The organism is Micromonospora sp. NPDC050686 (assembly GCF_040654475.1).
Lineage (GTDB): Bacteria > Actinomycetota > Actinomycetes > Mycobacteriales > Micromonosporaceae > Micromonospora.
In genome coordinates this window covers 36,425-55,865 of the sequence record NZ_JBFAID010000011.1, presented here as the reverse complement: position 1 = coordinate 55,865, position 19,441 = coordinate 36,425, and the positions used below count along the sequence as shown (strand labels likewise).

The window sequence follows — 19,441 nt, the reverse complement described above, 5'->3', positions numbered from 1 at the left end:
TGATCCCACCGTCACCAAGCATCCGGGCCTCGGCCCCCATCAGCAGACGCCGCCGCTCACCCAGATGCGGGAACAACACCTGGAACTTCGGAGGGCCCAGCCGTGTTGCGAAAGCTTGGTGATCGCCGATATTGAACATAGATAGGTGTGACACACACACTCCCAGAGGAGGCCCCTCATGCCTCGAACCACCCCCCTCCTGATCGCCGGCGTCCTTGCGGCCGCGCTCGTCGCGCCGGTCGCGCCGGTGCAGGCGAGCAACCCGCTCGCCCCGATATCCAGTTCACTGGCGCGGACGCTGACGACAGCCTCCGGCACGATCCCGGTGTTCGTGCACGGCACGAGCATCGGCGCCGCCCGGCAGGCGGTCGCCGACACCGGCCTCAAACTCCTCACAACCTGGAACAAGATCGGCGTCGCGGTTGCGCGCGGCACCGCCGGGCAGATCGCGGCCGTTCGCGGTCACGCCGGTGTGACGTACGTCGAAGGTGACCAGCCGCTGCGGCTGCACCTGTCGACCTCGAACGTGGCCACCCGAGGCGAGCAGGCGCGCGCCGAGCTGCGCGACGGGCAGGGACGGCCGGTCGACGGCCGCGGTGTGTCGGCGGCGATCATCGACACGGGCGTGGACGGTACGCACCCGTTCTTCCGCACCGCTGACGGTTCCAGTGCAGTGAGGCGCAACCTGAAGAACATCTGCGGCCCGCTCACCGACCTGGGTCTGCCGGTCCCGCTCCCCAACGACTCGTGCTTCCTCGACTTGACCGCGACCAACGACACCGACACGCTGTCGGCCGGCGGGCACGGCACGCACGTGGCGGGGATCGTCGCCGGGCGGGACACGACGCTCACCGACGGCACCCGGCTGCACGGCGCTGCCCCTGGCACCACGCTGATCAGCCTGTCGGTTGGCGCGGGATTGAGCATCTTCGGTGCGGACAGTGCGCTGAACTGGGTGCTCGAGCATCACCAGAACCCGTGCGCGGGCTGCCCGCCGATCAAGGTGAGCAACAACTCGTACGGGCCCAGCGGCGGTGGGGCGTTCGATCCGAACTCGGCGACCGTCAAGTTCCAGCGGGCGCTGGCCGCGGAGGGTGTCGTCACCGTGTGGGCGGCCGGCAACGACGGCCCGGACAACAGCGCCACCAACCCTGCGGGTCAGGACCCCACTCCGGGCATTGTCATGGTCGCCTCCTACGACGACCGCGGCACCGGCACCCGCGACGGTGGCGTGTCCACGTTCTCCAGCCGCGGCGCGGCGGGGCACCCGGAGACCTACCCGGACGTCTCGGCACCCGGATCGAACATCACCTCGGCCTGCCGGCCGTACCTGCCGATCTGCTCGACCGGTCTGGACCCGCAGAACGGCCCCGGGCCGCTGGACGTCGGCACGTTCAACACCATCAGCGGAACCTCGATGGCAACTCCGCATGTCGTGGGCATCGTGACCCAACTGTTCCAGGTCGCGCCGAACGCGACCCCGGCCCAGATCGAGGACGCACTCAAGGCCACCGCGTACAAGTTCACGGACGGCGCGCCGTACCAGACCGTCGGGCCCTACACCATCGCAGTCGACAAGGGAACGGGCCTCGTCGACGTGTACGCCGCCGCGGTACGGCTGGGAGCGACACCCGCCTGACGGCCGATCGACCCACCGGCGCAGCAGCGAGTTCAGCCGGCGCCATCACCGGACACGATCGACGACCAGGACCGCTACGAAACGTACGCCGCGGCGTTCATGAGGTAGTACCGGGGACGACTCCTCGCCACCGACGAGGCGCCGGAGGCGGTCGGAGGGTGCCCTGGTCGCTCATCGCCACCGTAGTCCTGGTGCGGTCAGTGTCGGTTACAGGTGTACGTGGCCGCGCGGCCCGAACGCCTTGACCAGGCTGCGTTCGTTCCATAGGGCGGCGCGAACGTCGTTGCGGGTGGTGCCGGCTACGCGCAGTCCGATGGACATCTCGGCGGCGGATAGCACCTGAGCGTGTGCGCCCCACATGGCGGCAACGGCGTCGGCTGGTCGGCCGCGGACCGGAGGGACATTCCCAGGCTTCGGATGACCTCGGAACACGTGTGGTCTCGTCGCCCGGCTCGGGCGGTCCGGGCGACGAGAGGCCGGCCTGGCCGGGTGCCGTCAGTGGAGCGTGCGGAAGAAACTCGCGCACGTCGCCGACGAGGAGGTTGGGTGCTGCCGGGCGGCGAAGTGGCCGCCGCGGCTGAACTCGGTCCAGTGCACCCCGTTGTGGTCGCGGTGGGTCCCGCTGCCGCCTGGACGAGCCCCGGCTGCGGCGGCTGGCCGACGCCCTAAACGAGGGGCCAGCCGCGCACGGGTTCGGCGAGGACCAGCGGTGGACCCTGGCGCGGGTGTCGGATCTGATCGCTCGGATGTTCCGCACCCGGTACACGCTGCGCGGCACCTCGTATCTGCTGCACCGCATCGGCTGGTCGGTGCAGGTCCCGGCGCACCGGCCCGTCGAGCCTGACGTGGCGGCGGTCGCGACGTGGCGGCAGGAGGTGTGGCCGGCGGGAAAACGGTAGCGGCGCAGCGCGACGCGTGGATCTGCTTCGAGGACGAGGGTTGATGATCAGCCCGAGCGCGGCGTCCGCCACGCAGTCGTCCAGCACGTCCGGCGTGTTCGACGCAGCGATGCCGCGTCAGGCTTGCAGGAGCCCACGCATGACCCGTAGTCCCGCCTTGCGGTGCGACGTCCCGGTCTTGCCGGCGGGTGCCGTGCCGGGGGCCGACCAGCGGGATCCGGAACACCGTCCGTGGCCCAGGGCCGGTTCAGCGTCGGTCGAGCTCCGACTGGAGTCGTTGGATCAGGGTCTTTCGGCCCTTTCCGTCGCGCTCGGCGCGCAGGGCCGCCTTCAGCTGAGCGGTGTCCAGGTCGCGGACGTGCCGGGTGGCCTCGGCGACCGGCAGTTCGGTGAGTGACACGGCCGCGGCGGCGTCGCGGCGCGCCCGGCTGGCCGGCCCGGTGTTCGGGACGTACTGCCGGCCGGATCTCGACTCCTTGCGCTTGCGGGCGTCGGTGGCGCGTTGCTGCTCGGGGGAGAGCTCCTTCCACGCCTGCTCGGGGAGGTAGCGGTCGGTCTCGCCGTCGTGGCGGGCCCGGGTGGTGCCCTTGCGGGTCTGCCACTTCTGCTCGCCCCAGTGCTGCAGGGACTGCTGGCGCTCGTCCTTGGGACCCTGGTAGCCGCCGCCGCGCTTCTGGTACTCCTTGGTGAGCAGCTGGGACTTGCGCGCCGACCATTGTCCGGGCCGGCCGCCCCGGTCAGACGCCGTGATCTCTTCCTTCAACTGTTCCCGCAGCTCGGGCTTTGTGTAACGCGCCATGCCCGGCGGGTACCCCCTGCCGCGCGGCGTACGCACCGGGCGCGGTGTCCGAGTGGGCAGTTCGGCTCGGCTGCGCCCATTTGCACGCTGTGCGGCCAGCGGCCGCGTTTGTGCGGTTCCCGAGGCGGACCTGCCGCCCAGGTGGGGTTGATCGACGACGGCGTCACGGGCCGATGCCCAGGACGGTGCAGCGAACCGCTTCTCACGCAGGTCACGCCAGGGCGGTCCAGCGCCCCATCGCGTACGTCACTTGACGGACACGGCCGGCGGCCGGTGGCTGCCCCGAAACCCGGTGGCCGGGCCGGAGCGCCGCTTGACCCGCCGCAGCCGCGGACAGCCGCGCCGAACCAGGCCCAGTCACTGCTGCAACCGCATCTGCCAACCCACTACAGTTACCGGACGTGGCCGACCGGCCACCACAGGATCGGATGGCTCGATTCGGAAGGGGCGTCAGTGGCGGTCGCAGCGGTACCGATGCGGGTGGGCGGCAGGGAACTTCTCGTCGAGGTGGTCCAGGTCGCCGGTTCCGAGCCGACCTCCCGCACCGACGCCGCCCGCGAGCGTGTGGTCGACGCCTTCGACCGGGCCAGGGACGCCATCGTGGCGGTGGCCACCTCCACGATGGAGACCGCGGACGAACTGACCCGCCGGGCGGCAAGCCCGGAGGGCATCGAGGTCGAGTTCGGAATCAAGTTCTCCGTGCAAGGCAACGTCATCGTGGCGGGCGGATCCGGCGAGGCGACCCTGACGGTACGGCTGACGTACGCCGTCGGGGCGCGTCGACAGCCCGAGATCCCGCCGCCGAATCGCGACCAGGCCGCGGCACGCGACTGAGGCGCCGGTGAGCGCCGACCCGCGGGTACCCGGCTTCCTCGGCCGCATTCTGTCCGGCGAACAGGGTGAGCCGACCGGCACCTGCTTCCAGATCGCGCCCGGGATCCTGGCAACCGCCTGGCACGTCATCGACTCGGTCCGGGCCGGTGAGCAGGGCCAGCCGGTCTGGGTCGATCCGCTGGCGGGTGGCGCGGCGGTACCGGGCCGGACGGTCCGGATCGATCCGGTGCACGACCTCGCCCTGGTGCGGATCGAGGGCGCACTTCCCCAGTCGGTGGAGGCGCTGGCGCCCACCGACAGCGAGCCGCAACGGTCGCCGGTGATCGTCACCGGCGTCGTCGAACTGAACGACCCGGCGCACACGCACCGGTTCCTCGACGCCAGCGGCACGATGGAGGGCGGCACCACCCGAGACGACCAGATCCCCCTCGGGCGGATGCAATCCCCGTCGGTCCTGCGCGGCATGAGCGGTGCTCCCGTCCGGCGTCAGGGCGACGGCGCGGTGGTCGGTGTCGTCTCCGCCCGGTACAACTCCGCCGACGGCTGGGCCAGGGACTCGGTCTGGCTGGCTCGGATCGAGAACCTGTTGCCGCTGCTGTCCGGGCTGGCGGAGCCGCCGGTGCGGCGCAGCGCGTGGACCGGCGACGTCATCGACCTGACGCTGGACGTCGAGAAGGACCAGGTACGGCTCACCGGCGCCGGGATCGCCCTGTCCGCTGCCCATCCGGGGGAGAGCCCCCTACTACGTGCGGCGGTGGATCGGTGGTGCCGGCACCGGAACCACCTGGCCGGGTCGCGTCAACCCGCACCGGCATCCGCCGAGGTGGAGATCTCCGAGACGGAGCACGTCGGCCGGCTCCTGGCCTCGTCCTTCCTCCCCGGATCCCTCGCAACGGAACTCGCGGCGGCGCTCGCGGCAGCCCGGTCCCGGCGGGTTCCGCTGCGCCTCGGGATCCGGGCCGCCGGCGAGTTGGGCCACCTGCCCTGGGAGACCCTGTGGCTGCCCGGCGAGGACCGGCCCGTCGTACTCGACGGACTCGTCCGGCTGTACCGGCGAACCGAAGCGGCGACAGTGCCACCTTCCGCCGGGCCGCTGCGGATCCTGGTGGCGATCTCGTCACCGCTCCAAGGCCGCGAGGGACCGCTCGACCACGAACGGGAACTGCGCAACGTCCTCAAGGCGGTGCGCGGAGCCCGAGCCGGGCGGGCCGAGGTGCGGATCGTGCACTTCGCCACCACGTCCGCGATCCGTGAGGCGTTACGCCAATGGCCGGCGCACGTACTGCACCTGTCCGGACACGGCGGACCGGGATCGTTCGTGTTCGAGAACGACAAGGGCGAGGCCCGACCGCTGACCGCCCGGCAGTTCGTCGACGAGGCGATCCCACCCGGGCGGATGCCACCGGTTGTCGCCTTGGCCGCCTGTCACACCGACGCGGCTACCGCGACCGGTGAGCCGTCGTTCGCGGCACGCCTGCTGGCCAGCGGGGCCGCCGCGGTGATCGCCACGCAGACCGCCATCACCGACATCTACGCGACCCGCGCGTTCGCCCGGATCTATGACCTGTTGGCCTCGACCGCGGACGCCGACGCTGTCGCCGCCGTCACCGAGGCACGCACCGCCGTGCAGCGCGAGCTGGCGCGCGTGGACGATCGGGACCACCGGTTGGCCGAGTTGGACGAGTGGGCCGTCCTCAGCCTGTCGGCGGGCTCCGGATCCGTGCCGCTGCTCGACCCCACCAGCCCGCAGCTCGACTCGTCGCCGCCCGAGGCGAGAGCCGGCGTTCTCCGTCGGGAGACCGGAGAGGTGGTCGGCCGCCGCTGGGAGCAGCGCCGGTACCCCGATGAGCTGCGCTCACCAGGCGTGGCCGGCCTGGTGCTGCACGGCCTCGGCGGGGTAGGAAAGACCACTCTCGCCGACGAACTCGTCGCCCGACTGACCGACGCCGACCCGACCCTGGTGGTCGCGGTCGTGGCCCGGCAGACCAGCGCCGAGCAGTTCCTGGATTCCCTGGTCGACGCGTACGCCGGTCGGCTCGGGCCGGCACACCGGCCGCCCTGGGCCGGCGATGCCGTGCTCCGCGCCCTGGCCCGGGCCGGTGACGGCGACCTGACCTGGCGGCAACGGTTCGCGGTGCTGCGTGACCAGGTGCTCCCGCTGGCGCCCACCGTCGTCCTGGTCGACAACTTCGAGGACAACCTCGCCATCGACACGACGGACGCGGCGCGCCCGCTGGCCGACGCCGAACTCGCCGCCCTGCTCGCCGAATTCGCGGCCACCCCGGGCCAGGGACGGCTCCTGTTCACCACCCGATACCGCTTCGTCCTGCCCAACCGGGCCGAGCGGGCGTTGCGGTTCCATGCGCTCGGACCGCTGTCGTACGCGGAGACCCTCAAACTCGTCTGGGCGTTGCCCCAGCTGGACCGACTCGACGAGGCCGGGATCGTGCAGCTCTGGCGGGCCATCGGGGGGCATCCACGCTGCCTGGAGTACGTCGACGCGCTACTGGCGAAGGGACAGGCACGCTTCACCGACGTCCTGCTCCGCCTGGTGGACACCGTGGCCGATCGCCTGCACCGACTCGGCCAGCCCGACGACGACATCGACCGGTACCTGGCCGAGCACGAGTCGCTGGATGCGGCGCTGGCCGAGGCGGCGGCGCTCGCCGCCGACGACGTCCTCCTGGACGACCTGCTCGCCGGGCTGTCACACATTCCGGGAGCGCACCGGCTCCTGCTCGGCGTCAGCGTCTACCGCGTGCCGGTCGACAAGAACGCCCTGCTGTACCAGATCGGCGAGCCGGACAGTTCAGCCGGGGGTACCAAGGAATGGTTCGACAACTACCTTGAGATCGACCGGATCGCCCGTGAGGCCGGGTTCTCGGTGCATGACCTGGATCCAGCACGGCTCAGTGAACCGATCCGAGCCAAGCTCGCTCCGTACCTGGCCTACCGGCCGAAGCCCCGGGCGCGCACCCGATTCGACCTCGAAAAGCTGATCAGTGCGTGCGCCGCATCCAGCCTGATCACGGTCACCGCGACCGGCGAGGACAGACTCGCGTTCATGCACAGGTGGACGGCGAGCGAGATTCAACGCCGCCAGCCTGCCACCGCATGGCGGCAGCTGGTGACCGCCCATCACGCCGCGGCGGCCTACTGGCGGTGGCGGGAATTGTCCTGGCCGCAACCCCTGGACGGGAAGATCGCCGACCTTCGGGAGGCCTACCACCACACGCGAGAGGCCGTACGCCTCGGCGACCCGAACGCGCGATCGGGAGTGGCCCACATCGCCCACCAGCTACAGGACAACCTCGCCAACCGGGGGCGCCGCGCAGAGGCGCTCGTCTACTGTCAACAGGCGGTTGACCTGAAGCGAATGCTGGCCTCGGAGAACCAGCGCGAACACCTCGTCGAGCTGACTGGCTACCTCATCGACCTCGGCAACCGATTGATGGATCTCGGCCGGCTGGACGAGGCACTCGCCGCCGACACCGAGGCGGTGAAGATCCTGCGCCGCATCGCCCCACGAGACCCCGACGCCCTCAACCCCCGCCTCGCGGCGGCGACGGCCAACCTCGCGAGCCGCCTGTCGATGTCCCGTCGGCACGAGGAAGCCCTCACCGCGGCCACGGAAACCGTCAAAATCTATCGTCGGCTGGCCGCCACCGACCCGTCCAGGTTCGCGCCCCGGCTCGGCGGGGCACTCAACAACCTCGGCATCATCAGGTCGGAGCTCGGCCATGACGAGACCGCCCTCGACCTGTGCACCGAAGCCACCACCCTGCTGCGTGACATCGTCGCCGACGACCCTGCCGTCATCGGTCCCATTCTCGCCACCGCCTTGACTGCCCTCAGCAATCACTTCTGTCAGATGCGCCGGTACGACGAGGGCTCGGCCGCCGCCGCCGAGGCCGTCGGCCTGTTCCGCCGACTCATCGAGGCCAACTCCGTGTTCGAACCCGACCTCGCGAAGGCGCTGGGCAGTCTCGGCGTCAACCGGTGGAACCGCGGTGAGCGCCAAGAGGCCCTCGACGCCTTCGTCGAAGCCGTGAGCATCTACCGTCGGCACGTCATCGCCACCCCCCAGGTCTTTCAACCCGCCCTCGCCGACGCTTTGCACACGCTCGGCGACGGCCTCGCGGAATGCGGCCGGAACGACGAGGCGCTCGCCGCCACCACCGAGGCCGTCACCCTGTACCGCCAGCTCGCGGCGATCAACCCGCAGAAATTCCAGGCCATGCTGACCGACGCCCTGACCAGTCTTGACTCGCAGCAGCTCCAACGCGACCGCGACGGCGGGGCCACCGGGTGACTCCGCAGGCTTCGTGGCGCCGGTTTGTCAGCCGCGAATGCAGCAGCAGCGGCTGCTGCTGATCGACACCCACACGCACCGCCGCCTCGAGGCTCCGGTCCCCGCGTTGCCGGTCGGACCGCGCCACGGCAACGCGCGGTCCGACCGGCTGCCGCCTGGTGGCCGGCAGCGCGCCGGCCACCAACGCTACCTCCACCTGCTGGGCGGGCGGCTGGCCACGGTGGGCGGCCCTACCGTGACAGCCAACTCCCGGTGATGGTTGATAACGCTAACAGCAGAAGTTGTCTCCCACGTGGTGTGGTGGTCAGCGGTAGCCGGCGGCCACCACGTTGGCCTGGACGGCGTTCTCGGTCGCGTCGGACGGGTAGCCCGTCACCATGGCACCCTCGTAGAAGGTGCCGGCGCTGAGGTTGGCGCCGCCGCCGGGCTTACAGCAGTCGCCACCGCTGCCCAGGATGATCGCGCCCTGCTTCTTCATCGGGCTGTAGCCGGGCGGCAGCGACCCGTCGTACAGGGTGTAGAGGTTGCCGGACTGCGCGTTGCTGCCCTTGATGGCGAACCGCGAGGTGCCGTTGTTCTTCAGAGTGGCCGTGACGAACTTGCTGGTGAACGCCCGCTGGTTCGGGTTCCAGGACTGGCTGCCGCCGGGGAACAGGCCCCACTCCAGGTCGGCCTGCACCCAGGGGCCGCTGCCCGAGCAGCCGCCGAACCAGCAACTGGTGCTGAAGTTGATCGCGTCCATCGCCCCGGCGGCGTCGGCGCTGCGGGTGGTCTCGCTGTTGCCGTAGTCGAAGCAGCAGCCGCTGTTGACGTGGGTGCCACTGGTCACCATGTACATCCCCTCGGGCGCCGCGCCGGTGGGGACGCCGGTCAGGTGACCGTCCCGCCAGTAACTGTTACCAGGGTTGATGTACAGCGAGTAGGCCTTGGCGCCGCCGACGGTCAACGACTCACTGGTCGCGATGGCCGGCCGGCTGGAGGTGGAGCCGGGGACCTGCGCGGAGCCCTGATACCACAGGTCGTTGCCGCGTCCCGACTGGTCGTAGACCACCGTGATGACGCAGGTCGTGCCGCCGCAGAACGAATCCTGGCCGGCGGCGTCGGCGTAACCGCCCGTGCTCAGCACCCCGATGTTCCGAGTGCCGTTGTCCGAGGAGCGGCGCACCTGGTAGAGGTTGCCGCCGTACGCCGAGAACAGCGCCCGGGTGGTGCTGTGCGCCGCCACGCACGGCGTACCGCCGGCGGCGTAGATGTCGCACGGCCGGCCGCCGGTCGGGGGTGGTGAGGTGGGCGGGGACGTCGGCGTCGTCGACGTGTTCCACTGCTGGTTGGCCTGACCGTTGCAGGTCCACAGGATCAGCTTCGTGCCGTTGGCGGTGCCGGCGCCGTTGGCGTCCAGGCACAGCCCGGACTGCTGGCCGACGATGGTGCCGTTGGTGTTGACGGTCCACTGCTGGTTGGCCTGGCCGTTGCAGTCCCAGATGATCACGGCGGTGCCTGGGCTGGTGCCCTGGCCGTTGGCGTCCAGGCACTTGGTGCCGTACACCGTGAATTGCCTCGCCGACGTGTACGTCCAGGTCTGCGGGGCGGCGCCCGTGCAGTCGTACAACTGGACCTGGGTGCCGTTGGTGGAGCTGCCGTTCGGCACGTCGACGCAGCGGCCGGACTGCACACCCACGATGGAACCCGGCCCGGGGGCGGCGACGGCCACCCGCGCCTGTGTCGCCAGGGCGGTGCCGCCGGCGGCCAGGACGAGGGCCAGGGCCGCGAACAACAGGCGTGCTCGGCCGAATCGAACGGATCGGGGACGGGGGTTGAGCATGGCGGCTCCTCCGATGCGCCGGGCTCCGGGACCGTCTGTGCCGGCACGGAGCCTTACGGGTGGTGAATGGCGATCGATGGGAACGCTGACGCGCGGGGCGTTGTCCGCCGCGGGCGTTGTACTCCGGCCCGAGGCGCGCACGCGCCACGATGCCGGAGGTGCCGGTGGTGGGGCCGACCGGGCATCAGTGTTAGCGCAAACATCGATCAGAATCATTAGAACATAGCGAGGGGCCGGGCACCGGTTCTGAGTTGTCGCCGGGTGATCCGACACCGCATCGTCGCCCCGGGCCGAGGGGCCGAGCCGGCAGAGGGCTGGCGGGCCTGTAGACCATCCACCCCGACGGGTCCTGCCTGCTGCAGGCAGGCGCCGAAGATCGCGGACTGCGGCTGGCCGATGACCACGAGCACGCCCTACGTCAGCCCGGCCCCACTACCGGCCCAAAAACTCCAAGCGCGTCTGACCACAGCGGCTCTCGGGCGTCAACGGCGTCTGATTCCACTCACCACGAAACGGCGTCAGAGGACCTCGGCGCCCGGCACATGCCCTACGCGGCGGCTGCCGGCCTCCCGCCCGCTCCCGGACTGCAGACCCCGCCCAGGGTTTCGCTCGCCCGGATGACCGCGGCCAATTCCGACCCGGCGGCGACCGCGTCCGCCTGTCGGCCGGCCGTCTCCTCGAGCAGGTCCTGGCCGAGGTAGCGGATCAGCACCCCGTAGCGCGCCAGGTAGACCACCACGTCGTTGATGGGGCGTCCGTCGTGGCACGCCAGAAGGATGTACGTCAGCAGTTGGGTAAACAGCGCGTCGACGTACTCGGGCTGGTCCATCCGCCCGGTCTTGACCTCGCCCACGGTGCTACCCATGATCAGGTCGGCGTGTCGATACCCGCCGAGCAGGGCCGGCGCCGGATCAGCCGGCCCGTACGAGCGCAGGGCCTCCCGAAATCCGCCGCAGTAGCTGCGCCAGTAGATGCGCAAGGCCGGACGGGCCCGCCAGAGGTCCAACTGCCCCGTCCGGACCATGACATCCTGCTGTAGCAGGCATTCCACAAGCATGCGTGGCCGTCCAGCTGTTTCCTCCGAAGAACCTGTGCAGGCTGGCCAGGTACGCCCCGGCGGTGAACAGCCGCGCTGGCCGGGCCTCGCCGGTGATCCGCCGCCACTCCGACTCCGCCGCCGGGCCGGTTGACGGTGGGGCGTAGCCAGCCAGGCGCAGCAACCGCTGCCGGTGGACGTCAGTCAGGCAGCCGGTCAGCCTTTCGTACGGCGGTCGTTGCGCGAGGTCCAGGCCGATGACGTGCTCGAAGATCAGACCGAGGAACGACTTGTCGGGTGGGTCGACATCCAACGGCCGTCGGTAGCGCAGCCGGGCGGCGACGTCGGCCAGCAGCCGTTCCCGGTAGGGAAACATGCGGGCCAACCACTGCTCAGCCGTGATGGGACGATGTGGTGCGGGCATGACGCTGCTCCTGACGTGGTGGGAAGGCCCGGCCGTCGGCCGAGTTGATGCCGGCGGCGTGCCGAGAACACGAGAGGGCGGCAGGACCGCCGGCCGACTCCACGAGTCAGAACCGGAAAGAAGTGGTGGCGCCGCAGATGGGGGATGAGGGCCGCGCGCGTCTGATGGCCCTCGGCGTCCTGGCCGGTCAGTGGGCCCGCGCAGTGTGCGGCATTACCCGACAACGGGTGTCACATCGACGGAAGCCTGTCCATCGATGAGTCGGACTCTAGCCACTCTTCGCGCCCGTCCGCAACGGGGCCAGCAATGCCTTCCACGAACGCCACGACGGAGCCGCCGTCTCCGAGCAGGGTGAGCAGGCCGCCCACCTCCGTATGCAGCCGGCGCAGCTCCGCCGCCGTCGGCGCCAACTCGTAGCAGTGGTGGTGCGTCGCGGCCGAGAGTGTCGCCCACGCGTACCCGATCCGGCGGGCGACCGCGGCGCCCGGGCCGAGCCGGCCGCGCAGCATCAGCTGCTTCGCACGATTCTGCTGACATGCGGCGACGGCCGGGCGGACCCGCCGCCAGTAGTCGTCGACGCCGACCTCCAAGGCGAGCCGGATCAGGCAGGCGCAGGCCCGCGGCCACCAGCCGGCGGTTACCGCCGCCGCACCGACCATGCCGGCGCCGCGCAGCAACTGGTCGGCCGCCGCCAGGCAGCGGGCGGCCGTCGGCGCGGTCACGCCAGCACCCCGACCAGCCGGCGGGTGTCGGCGACCAGGCCGGGCAGGTCCGCCGGGTACGCGCCGTGCACACCCTGGCGGCAGGCCTGGTACGCCCGCACCGCCCCACCACCCTGGCGCCGCAGCCAGCCGAGCACGTCGCCGCCGCGCTCCGCGTCGTCGAACACGGCCAGCGCCAGGATCGTGGCCAGCCGGCGGGACGCGTCGACGATGGCCGCCTCGATCTCGTCGTGGCGCACACCGCGGGCCACCCGGGCCCGCCAGATCCGCTGGTGGCAGGCCGCCTCCACCGCCGTACGGCACAACTCCGCCACCACCGGCCCGCGCACCTCGGCCGGCACCTCACCGCTGCGGGCCAGCGCGCCGGCGTCGTCGAGCTGCCGGCTGACCGGGTCGGAGCCGGGACGCAACGTCACCACCGACCGCTCCGCCCGGTGCACCTCCACGATCCGCGCCCCGCCGAGGTCGAGCCGCCGCACCGCGTCGGGCAACCGGCTGTCGTGGGTGAAGACCACCACCTGCCGATCCTCGGCCAGCTCGGCGAGCACTCGGGCCAGACCGTCCACCTTCGACGGATCCATGCTCTGCACCGGGTCGTCCACCACCACGAACCGGAACGGGCTCTCCGGCGCGCAACCGCGTGGCAGGAAGGTGGCCAGCCCGAGAGCCTGCATCTCACCCTGGCTCATCACCCCCAGCGCGGTGCCGTTGTCGGCGCCGTCCACGGCGACCGGAAACACCACCCGCCGCCGCGTGTTCGCCCCCGCCAGGCTCATCACACCCAGCTCGACATTGCTCTCCTGCCGCAGCCGCTCCCAGATCCGCTGCGAGCGCGCCGCGAACGGCCGCAGCCGCTCGTCCCGCACCGCCGCACCGGTCCGCGTCAACCAGGCCCGCGCCGCCTTCACCCGGACCAGCGCCGTCTCCCGCGCCGCCAGGCCGCCCGCCGCGGCCAGCCAGGCCCGCAGCTCGACCGCCGCCGCCCGCCAGCCGGTGTCGCGCTGTCGCAGGAAACCCTCGGCGTACGCGCGCGCCGCGCCGGCCGCCGCCACGACCGCCGGGTACCGCGCCGCCAGGTGGTCGGCCAGATCCGCCGGCCCACCGGGTACGCGCCGCAGCGCCGCCACCGCCTCGGCGAGCGGTCCGACCACCTCGGTCAGCTCGCCGTCCTCGCTCCAGCCGGCCCGCTCCGGCGCCTCCGGCGGGAACGCGATGTCGTCGACCAGGTGGTGCGCCTGGCGGAGCAGGGCGGTGAGCCGGGAGGCGCCGTTCTGCGCGGCCACGCTGCGCTGCCGCAACTCGGCCAGCGACGCCTCCGCCCGCGCCCGCCAACCCCCGTCCAGCGTCCCCGCCCGACACACCGGGCACGGCCCGTCACCACCGTCCTCGTGCTCCTCCAGGGCGAGACGCAGCAACTCCGCCGTGCGCAACGCCGCCCGGGACCGGCCGCCGTCGTACCGGACCGTCTCCACGGCGGCGGCGCGAAGCTGCCCCGCCAGCCGGGCCACCTCGGCCACGTCGGGCAGGGCGAGGTCGGCGAGTTCCCGGCAGCGCCGGACCGCCTCGTCGGGGGTGGCCTCGTCCGGTTCGGCGAGGATCGCCGCCAGCGCCACCAGATCCGCCGCGCCCCGACGGCGTAACAGCACCGTCGCCCGCCGCGCCCGCTCGTCGGCCACCCCGTCCAGCACGGCGGCCAGGGTGGCCCGCTGCGCGCGTACCTCCTTGACGGCCGTCTCGTGCGGCCGGGCGGCGCGCAGCAGACGCCGGTCCGCGTCGGTGATCGCGTCCAGGCCGAGGATCGCGAAGAGCGCGTCGAAGAGCTGGCTCTGCGTGCCCGCGGTGAGCCGGCCCAGCTCGGCGGCGGTGAGGAACGGCCGATACAGCTCCAGCGGGCGGGCCAGCCCCAGCTCGTCGAGGCCACCGTGCCGGCCCCGGTCACTGGTGACGGTGACCTGCGCGTCGGGCAGTTCGGCGCCGGCCGGCCAGGCCCGCGCCACCCGGGTCGGCGTGGCCACCCCGTCCACCCGCAGCTCCACGGCGATCCGGCACGGCTGCGGGGCGTGCAGGTTCCGCCAACCGGACCGCCACACACTGCTCTGCTCCGCCCAGCGAGCGCTGTCTCCGGTGAGCGCCAGCTCCACCGCCTCGGCGAAGCTGGACTTGCCGGAGCCGTTGCGCCCCACCACCAGGGTGAGACCCGGCCCCGGCGCGACGTCGAGAGTGCGCTCCTCGCCGACCCCGCGGAACCCGGCGACGGTCACCGATTTCAACCAGATCCGTCGGCTCGGATCGTCACCGGTGGGGGAGCGGGGGTCCAGCCGGGTCGGCTTACCCGCGAGGGCGGCGGCCAGGTCGTCGTCGCCGGCGAGCGCAGCGAGGACCAGGTCGGCGACGTCGGCCGGTACGGTCTCGTCGTCGGCGAGCCGGTCGAAGACCAGCTCCATCAGGGGCTGCGCGGTGTCGCTCATGGTCGTCTCCCTCAAGTGCGGCGAGTACCGGTAGCGGGCTACCGGGTGGGGCCGATCCAGCCGGTGTGCCGGGGAGCCTGCGGATTCCGGGGAGTGGGCATGGTCGCCTCCGGGGCAGGTGGGGCCGACGGGCCGGCCGGTGGCCGGTCCGCTGGTTCAGCGGGAAGAGATGCGCGGCGGCGGGTCAGCCGCGGGCGGCGCTGATGTGGTGCCAGTCGCGCAGGAACGCGTCGACCAGGGCGTACGCGCGGGCCGACAGGTCAAACGCCTCGGTACGGCGACGGCGGGCCATGTGGGACAGGGCGTCGGCGGCCTCGTTGAGCGGATGACCGCTGTGCCCCTTGACGTGGGCGAACGTCAGGTCGGGTCGGCCGGCCACCTGCCCGGCGAGACGGACCAGGGTGGGCTGCGTCGCCCACCGGCGCTGCCGCAGGTCGTAACCGGCCGGCATCGCGCCCGTGTCACCGGCCTGCCAGCGGTGCAGCCACCGCACCGCCGACAGGCTGTCCACCAGCACCGTCAACCCAACCGGCGGCTCCCCATCGTACGCGGTCAGCAGATAGTCGACCGCCCGCAGCTCGTTGATCAGCACCCGGGACACCCCGGTCGGGTCGAGCCGCCCGGTGCCCCGGCCGAGCAGGCCGTAGCGGCCGTCGCTGACCACGTACCCGATGCCACCCGCGCGGCCCTTCCAGCTCGCGTCGGTCGCGGCGACCAGCGGCGCGGACGTCGACGCCCAGCGGGCCACGCGGCCCCGGCCCCGCTGCGGGTGCTGGATGGCGGGACCGCGGTGCGGCGGATGCGACACGGCGAGCCGGCCGGCGGTGTCGAGGAGTTCGGTGCTGGCGATGAGCTCGTCGTAGCGGGCGGCGGTGAGGGCGAGGGCGACCGCGTCGCCGATGCGCTGGCAGTCGGCGCAGCGGGTGGGCCGGGTGTAGTCGGTGAGGGCGGCGGCCCGGTCGTGCAGGGAAGCAGGGAGCAGGGCCAGGGCGTGGAGGAACTCATCGGAGCGCACGACGCCTCCTGACGTCTCGGGGAAGGGCGGGACTCAGCGAGCCGGGCGCCACTCGCCACACCGCTGGGAACTGAATGCGTAATCGGAGGAACGGATGGTGACCTGCACACGGCGGGCGCCATTGGTGAAGTAGTTGTCGATGATCTCGCCGTTGCTGTCCTGCCGCTCCCAGTAGCAGCTGTCGACGTCGGTGACGACGTAGGTGCCGGGTTTGATCTCCTTGCCGACGCGGAACGTGCCCTCGCCGAAGAGCCGGCCCTGGGCGGCCAGGTCGACATCGACCTGGCCGCGCTTGATTGCCTGCTTCCACCGCTTGGCGTAAGGGTGCGTCGGGCAGAGAACGAGGGCCGCCTTGATCTCAGGTATCTGCTCGGCACTCGCCGCGAAGCCCGACTCGGCGTAGGCATCGTCGGGGTCGATCTCGCCGCACATCTCGTAGAGGACGGCGATGTCGCCCTCGTCGTACTGAGCGGTCTTGAGCGCGGTCTTCTCGATGGCGGTGACGGGAGACACGGAAGAATCGGTGTCGCACGAGACCGTCTTCTCCGCCCACAGTGCGGTGAAGTCGGCTCGGCCCTGAGGGCCGGCGGTGGTGACGGTGAACTGGGTGGTCTCGTCGGAGCCGTCGTCGAGGTAGCAGGTGAGCGTGAACGGTGGCTGCTGCGGGACGTTCTTCGGATCGTCCGGGTAGGGGTCGGCGAGGTCGGAGTAACCGTCACCGTCGCGGTCGGGCTCCGGAGTGGGGCTGATGGTGGGCGAAGGGCTGACCGTGGGGGCGGCGCTTGACGTGGCCGTGGCTACCGCGGTCGGGCTGTCGTCGGTGCCGCACGCAGCGACAGCGAGAGTGACGAGCAGGGCCGCGGCCACCAGAAACGCCGCCGGGCGGGAGCTGAAGTCGGGGCCGGTCTGAGAGCTGCGCAGGCGGTGTGGACGAGGCAGGGACATGACGGGCGTCTCCAGGGTGCGATGAGGTAGGAGTCAGGTGTGACGCCAGACCGCGGTGATGGGCGCGGAGGTTGCTGCACTGCGGATGCGGTGGGTGATCAGGCGGGCGGGATGGCGACGACCTCGACGTCGACGCCCTCGGCGCGCAGTGCCTTCATCGCCTGGTAGAGCGCGACCTGGGCGAAGGTGAAGAGCGAATCCACGGTTAGCGTGCGGCCCGACCTGAGGGCGATGGCGTAGACGACCTTGCGCGGCCGGAAGCTTCCGGGGAGGCCCCGGCCGTTGGGCTGCCGCCCGACCAGGTCGAGGAACCTGACGCGCGCCTCCTCGTCGTAGCGCAACGCCTCGATCGAGGTGATCCCCTGGGCGAAGAGGTGGCTCAGCGGTGAGCTGCCCGAGGCGCGCTTGACGTGGATCAGTTCGTCCTCCGGGCCGAGCAGGTCACACGCCTCGATACCGCGCGGGTGCTGAGCTGTGCGAAGGAGCTTCTTGTCGAGCAGGACGAGCTTGCTGTCGCGCTTGACGACCTCACGGTTGTAGGCGTCCTCGTCGGGCAGATCGTTCGTCCAGGGCGGCAGGACGATCTGGGACGGCCGCTCCAGGATCTGATGGATCTCCTGGCTGAGGAACTCCCGGTGTCGGTCACCGATCTCGTACCACCGGTCCTCGTGCAGCAGCAGGTGGCTGGTGCCATGAGCCACCTCCGCAGTGATCCAGCGGGAGACCCGCGTCGACACCATCTCGTCGTTCCCGCCCGCGTCGGCGTAGAGCGTGACGGTCCCGGTGCGCAAGCCATTCCACCGGTCACCGTCGAGCGCCTGGTTGGTGTGGGCGAGGATGGCGGCCAGGTCCAGCTCCGCGGTCAGGCTCCGCCGCCGCCCGGACTTGGGCACCTGGATCCGGTACGACCCGACGTGCTCGATGTCGGAGACGAGATCGCCGGGCACGGCCAAGCCGAGATCGGGCGGATCGGCCAGCGCCAGCCGCTGGTCAACGGTGCCGGCGAGTTCCGGCATCCGAGGGTCGGACAACGGCACCGGTCGGATCTGCGTGATGAACTCCAGATCGGCCAACGGCGACTCCTGCCGGCACACCCGATCGACCTCCCGGAGGTCTGCGAGGAGCCCCTCGGGCTCCACGCAGAGCGGGATGTGCAGCGCATCGCCACCCTCGACCCTGATCGACCGGCCGGTGCGGCGGCACGCCGTCAGGTTCGGATTGTCCGTGCGACCGGACACCTGGCCGACGATCTCGCCCCACTTGTCGATGCCGTACCTCCAAATGGGCTGACCGCCGGGCACCAGGCTCCGGTCCACCCGACCGCTGGCACCGACCACCCGTCGGCGGACCTGGCGGATCTCGCTCGGCAGCAAGGCCCGCACGGCGAAGGACACACCGAACGTCCGGTCGAACGTCTCATGCTCGACCATGAAGCGGCCCAGGGTGCCGTACGCCAGGGCGTACGCCCGGTCGTCGACGGCGAGGAGCAGCGCGCCGCCGCCGCTGCTGTAACTGAGATCGACGTCCGCGCCGATGAGCCCGGCCAGTACGTCGCACCACCCCGCACGGGCACGCGGCACGGTGCCGTGCACCAGCAGCGCCGGCGCCCCGGCGACCTGTCGAGGCGCCGGCTCGAAGCCGTGCTCCCGCAGGTAATCCGCGTTGAGCGCCGTTACGAGCCCGTCCGCCGTGGGCGGCACGGTGAGTCGGTAGACGGTTGTCGGGTGGGTGCCCGCTGGCGCTGGCGGCAGGGGGCAGTCGAACAGGGCGGGCTGGTTGGGGGAGCGGCGCTGGCGGTCCTTGCGACCGGTGCCGGCACGGTTCGTCGCACTGCGCATGTCGATCTCCTCGCGGAGAGATTCGGGCTGGGGGAGGTGCGGTGCGGACTACGCCGGGGGTGGGCTTCGCGGGTCCCGCCCCCGGCCATGACGACGTCAGCTCAGGGCGACGGTGACGCCGCCGGAGAAGGGCGAGTCGTGCAGCTCGAGCTTGGCGAGCTTGACGTTCTTCGGGATGTCGAAGACGACCACTCCGCTGACCTGGTTGCCGGGGTTGATGTCGTTGAGGAACGTCTCGGCGTTCTCGTTGGCGTAGAGGGCCGCCCCGCCGTCGGCGGAGTATTCGGTGCCGTCGGCCGCGTACGCCTTCTGGCTGCTGCCGTCGAACATCTGCGCTTCCTTGCCGATGTTCTTCACGGTCATGGTGACCAGGCAGAACTGGCCCTGGGCCTTCTGACCGATCGTGCTGTTGCCGATCTTGGCGACGCCGCACTTGGCCGACTTCACCGTGAACTCGAACTTCCCGTCCCGGGCCGGCTGGCCGATCTTCGCGGTCTTGGCGGGCTTGTCCTCGCCCGTGGTGCCGCCGTTGTCACCCGAGCCGCCGGCGTTGTCGGTGGCGCCGGCGCCGCAGCCGAGCGCGACGAGACCGGTGGCGATCAGGGCGAGGGTGGTGAGCTTGCGCATCGATGTCCTCCTGGTGTGAACCGTGGCGGCGTCAATAAGAGCATGAGCCGTGAACACTGTC

The 19,441-nt window shown here is 71.5% G+C and carries 14 protein-coding genes; 5 read left to right on the top strand and 9 right to left on the bottom strand.

Annotated features, from left to right (window positions below; all coding sequences use genetic code 11):
- Window positions 1-178 precede the first annotated feature (178 nt).
- Window positions 179-1,639, top strand: coding sequence for a S8 family serine peptidase (locus tag AB0H57_RS11070; protein WP_357505028.1), 1,461 nt, complete (start codon window positions 179-181; stop codon window positions 1,637-1,639).
- Between the two features lie 629 nt (window positions 1,640-2,268).
- Window positions 2,269-2,538 carry a winged helix-turn-helix domain-containing protein gene (locus AB0H57_RS11065; protein WP_357505136.1) on the top strand — a complete coding sequence of 90 codons (270 nt, stop codon included), beginning with the start codon at window positions 2,269-2,271 and terminating at the stop codon, window positions 2,536-2,538.
- Between the two features lie 247 nt (window positions 2,539-2,785).
- On the opposite strand, the gene AB0H57_RS11060 is transcribed toward AB0H57_RS11065, so the two are convergent.
- Window positions 2,786-3,337: a hypothetical protein gene (locus AB0H57_RS11060; protein WP_357505026.1), complete on the bottom strand. Its 552-nt coding sequence runs from the start codon at window positions 3,335-3,337 to the stop codon at window positions 2,786-2,788.
- Between the two features lie 453 nt (window positions 3,338-3,790).
- Between AB0H57_RS11060 and AB0H57_RS11055 the strand changes: the two genes are divergently transcribed.
- Genes AB0H57_RS11055 through AB0H57_RS11045 form a run of 3 tightly spaced genes read left to right on the top strand, consistent with a single transcriptional unit; the run spans window position 3,791 to window position 8,739 of the window.
- The gene (locus AB0H57_RS11055; RefSeq protein WP_357505024.1) at window positions 3,791-4,171 is read left to right on the top strand and encodes a CU044_2847 family protein; all 381 of its coding nucleotides are present in this window, start codon (window positions 3,791-3,793) and stop codon (window positions 4,169-4,171) included.
- A 7-nt stretch (window positions 4,172-4,178) separates the two neighbouring features.
- Complete coding sequence (locus AB0H57_RS11050) at window positions 4,179-8,483, top strand: CHAT domain-containing protein (protein WP_357505022.1); 4,305 nt, start codon at window positions 4,179-4,181, stop codon at window positions 8,481-8,483.
- Window positions 8,484-8,520: 37 nt separating this feature from the next.
- A complete protein-coding gene (locus AB0H57_RS11045; RefSeq protein WP_357505020.1) occupies window positions 8,521-8,739 on the top strand; it encodes a hypothetical protein in 219 nt (72 codons plus the stop codon).
- Between the two features lie 48 nt (window positions 8,740-8,787).
- On the opposite strand, the gene AB0H57_RS11040 is transcribed toward AB0H57_RS11045, so the two are convergent.
- The 8 genes from AB0H57_RS11040 to AB0H57_RS11005 form a co-directional block, all read right to left on the bottom strand.
- Window positions 8,788-10,305 (bottom strand): arabinofuranosidase catalytic domain-containing protein, encoded by a 1,518-nt coding sequence (locus AB0H57_RS11040; RefSeq protein WP_357505018.1) that lies wholly within the window; start codon window positions 10,303-10,305, stop codon window positions 8,788-8,790.
- A gap of 547 nt (window positions 10,306-10,852) precedes the next feature.
- Window positions 10,853-11,284, bottom strand: a complete 432-nt coding sequence (locus tag AB0H57_RS11035) for a hypothetical protein (protein ID WP_357505016.1) — start codon at window positions 11,282-11,284, stop codon at window positions 10,853-10,855.
- A gap of 711 nt (window positions 11,285-11,995) precedes the next feature.
- Window positions 11,996-12,487, bottom strand: coding sequence for a hypothetical protein (locus tag AB0H57_RS11030; RefSeq protein ID WP_357505014.1), 492 nt, complete (start codon window positions 12,485-12,487; stop codon window positions 11,996-11,998).
- Window positions 12,484-14,955: an AAA family ATPase gene (locus tag AB0H57_RS11025; RefSeq protein ID WP_357505012.1), complete on the bottom strand. Its 2,472-nt coding sequence runs from the start codon at window positions 14,953-14,955 to the stop codon at window positions 12,484-12,486. The genes AB0H57_RS11030 and AB0H57_RS11025 overlap by 4 nt, the downstream gene beginning before the upstream one ends.
- A 184-nt stretch (window positions 14,956-15,139) precedes the next feature.
- The gene (locus AB0H57_RS11020) at window positions 15,140-15,970 is read right to left on the bottom strand and encodes an RNase H family protein (RefSeq protein ID WP_357505010.1); all 831 of its coding nucleotides are present in this window, start codon (window positions 15,968-15,970) and stop codon (window positions 15,140-15,142) included.
- A gap of 33 nt (window positions 15,971-16,003) precedes the next feature.
- Window positions 16,004-16,837: a hypothetical protein gene (locus AB0H57_RS11015; protein ID WP_357505008.1), complete on the bottom strand. Its 834-nt coding sequence runs from the start codon at window positions 16,835-16,837 to the stop codon at window positions 16,004-16,006.
- Between the two features lie 176 nt (window positions 16,838-17,013).
- Window positions 17,014-18,753, bottom strand: a complete 1,740-nt coding sequence (locus AB0H57_RS11010) for a DUF6119 family protein (RefSeq protein WP_357505006.1) — start codon at window positions 18,751-18,753, stop codon at window positions 17,014-17,016.
- Window positions 18,754-18,849: 96 nt separating this feature from the next.
- Window positions 18,850-19,380 (bottom strand): DUF4352 domain-containing protein, encoded by a 531-nt coding sequence (locus AB0H57_RS11005; RefSeq protein WP_357505004.1) that lies wholly within the window; start codon window positions 19,378-19,380, stop codon window positions 18,850-18,852.
- Window positions 19,381-19,441: the final 61 nt, after the last annotated feature.

Bases quoted from the DNA above. Each gene is read 5' to 3' on its own strand.
- AB0H57_RS11040 (WP_357505018.1), bottom strand. From the start codon at position 10,305: ATGCTCAACCCCCGTCCCCGATCCGTTCGATTCGGCCGAGCACGCCTG.
- AB0H57_RS11025 (WP_357505012.1), bottom strand. From the start codon at position 14,955: ATGAGCGACACCGCGCAGCCCCTGATGGAGCTGGTCTTCGACCGGCTC.
- AB0H57_RS11005 (WP_357505004.1), bottom strand. From the start codon at position 19,380: ATGCGCAAGCTCACCACCCTCGCCCTGATCGCCACCGGTCTCGTCGCG.
- AB0H57_RS11060 (WP_357505026.1), bottom strand. From the start codon at position 3,337: ATGGCGCGTTACACAAAGCCCGAGCTGCGGGAACAGTTGAAGGAAGAG.
- AB0H57_RS11070 (WP_357505028.1), top strand. From the start codon at position 179: ATGCCTCGAACCACCCCCCTCCTGATCGCCGGCGTCCTTGCGGCCGCG.
- AB0H57_RS11045 (WP_357505020.1), top strand. From the start codon at position 8,521: ATGCAGCAGCAGCGGCTGCTGCTGATCGACACCCACACGCACCGCCGC.
- AB0H57_RS11010 (WP_357505006.1), bottom strand. From the start codon at position 18,753: ATGCGCAGTGCGACGAACCGTGCCGGCACCGGTCGCAAGGACCGCCAG.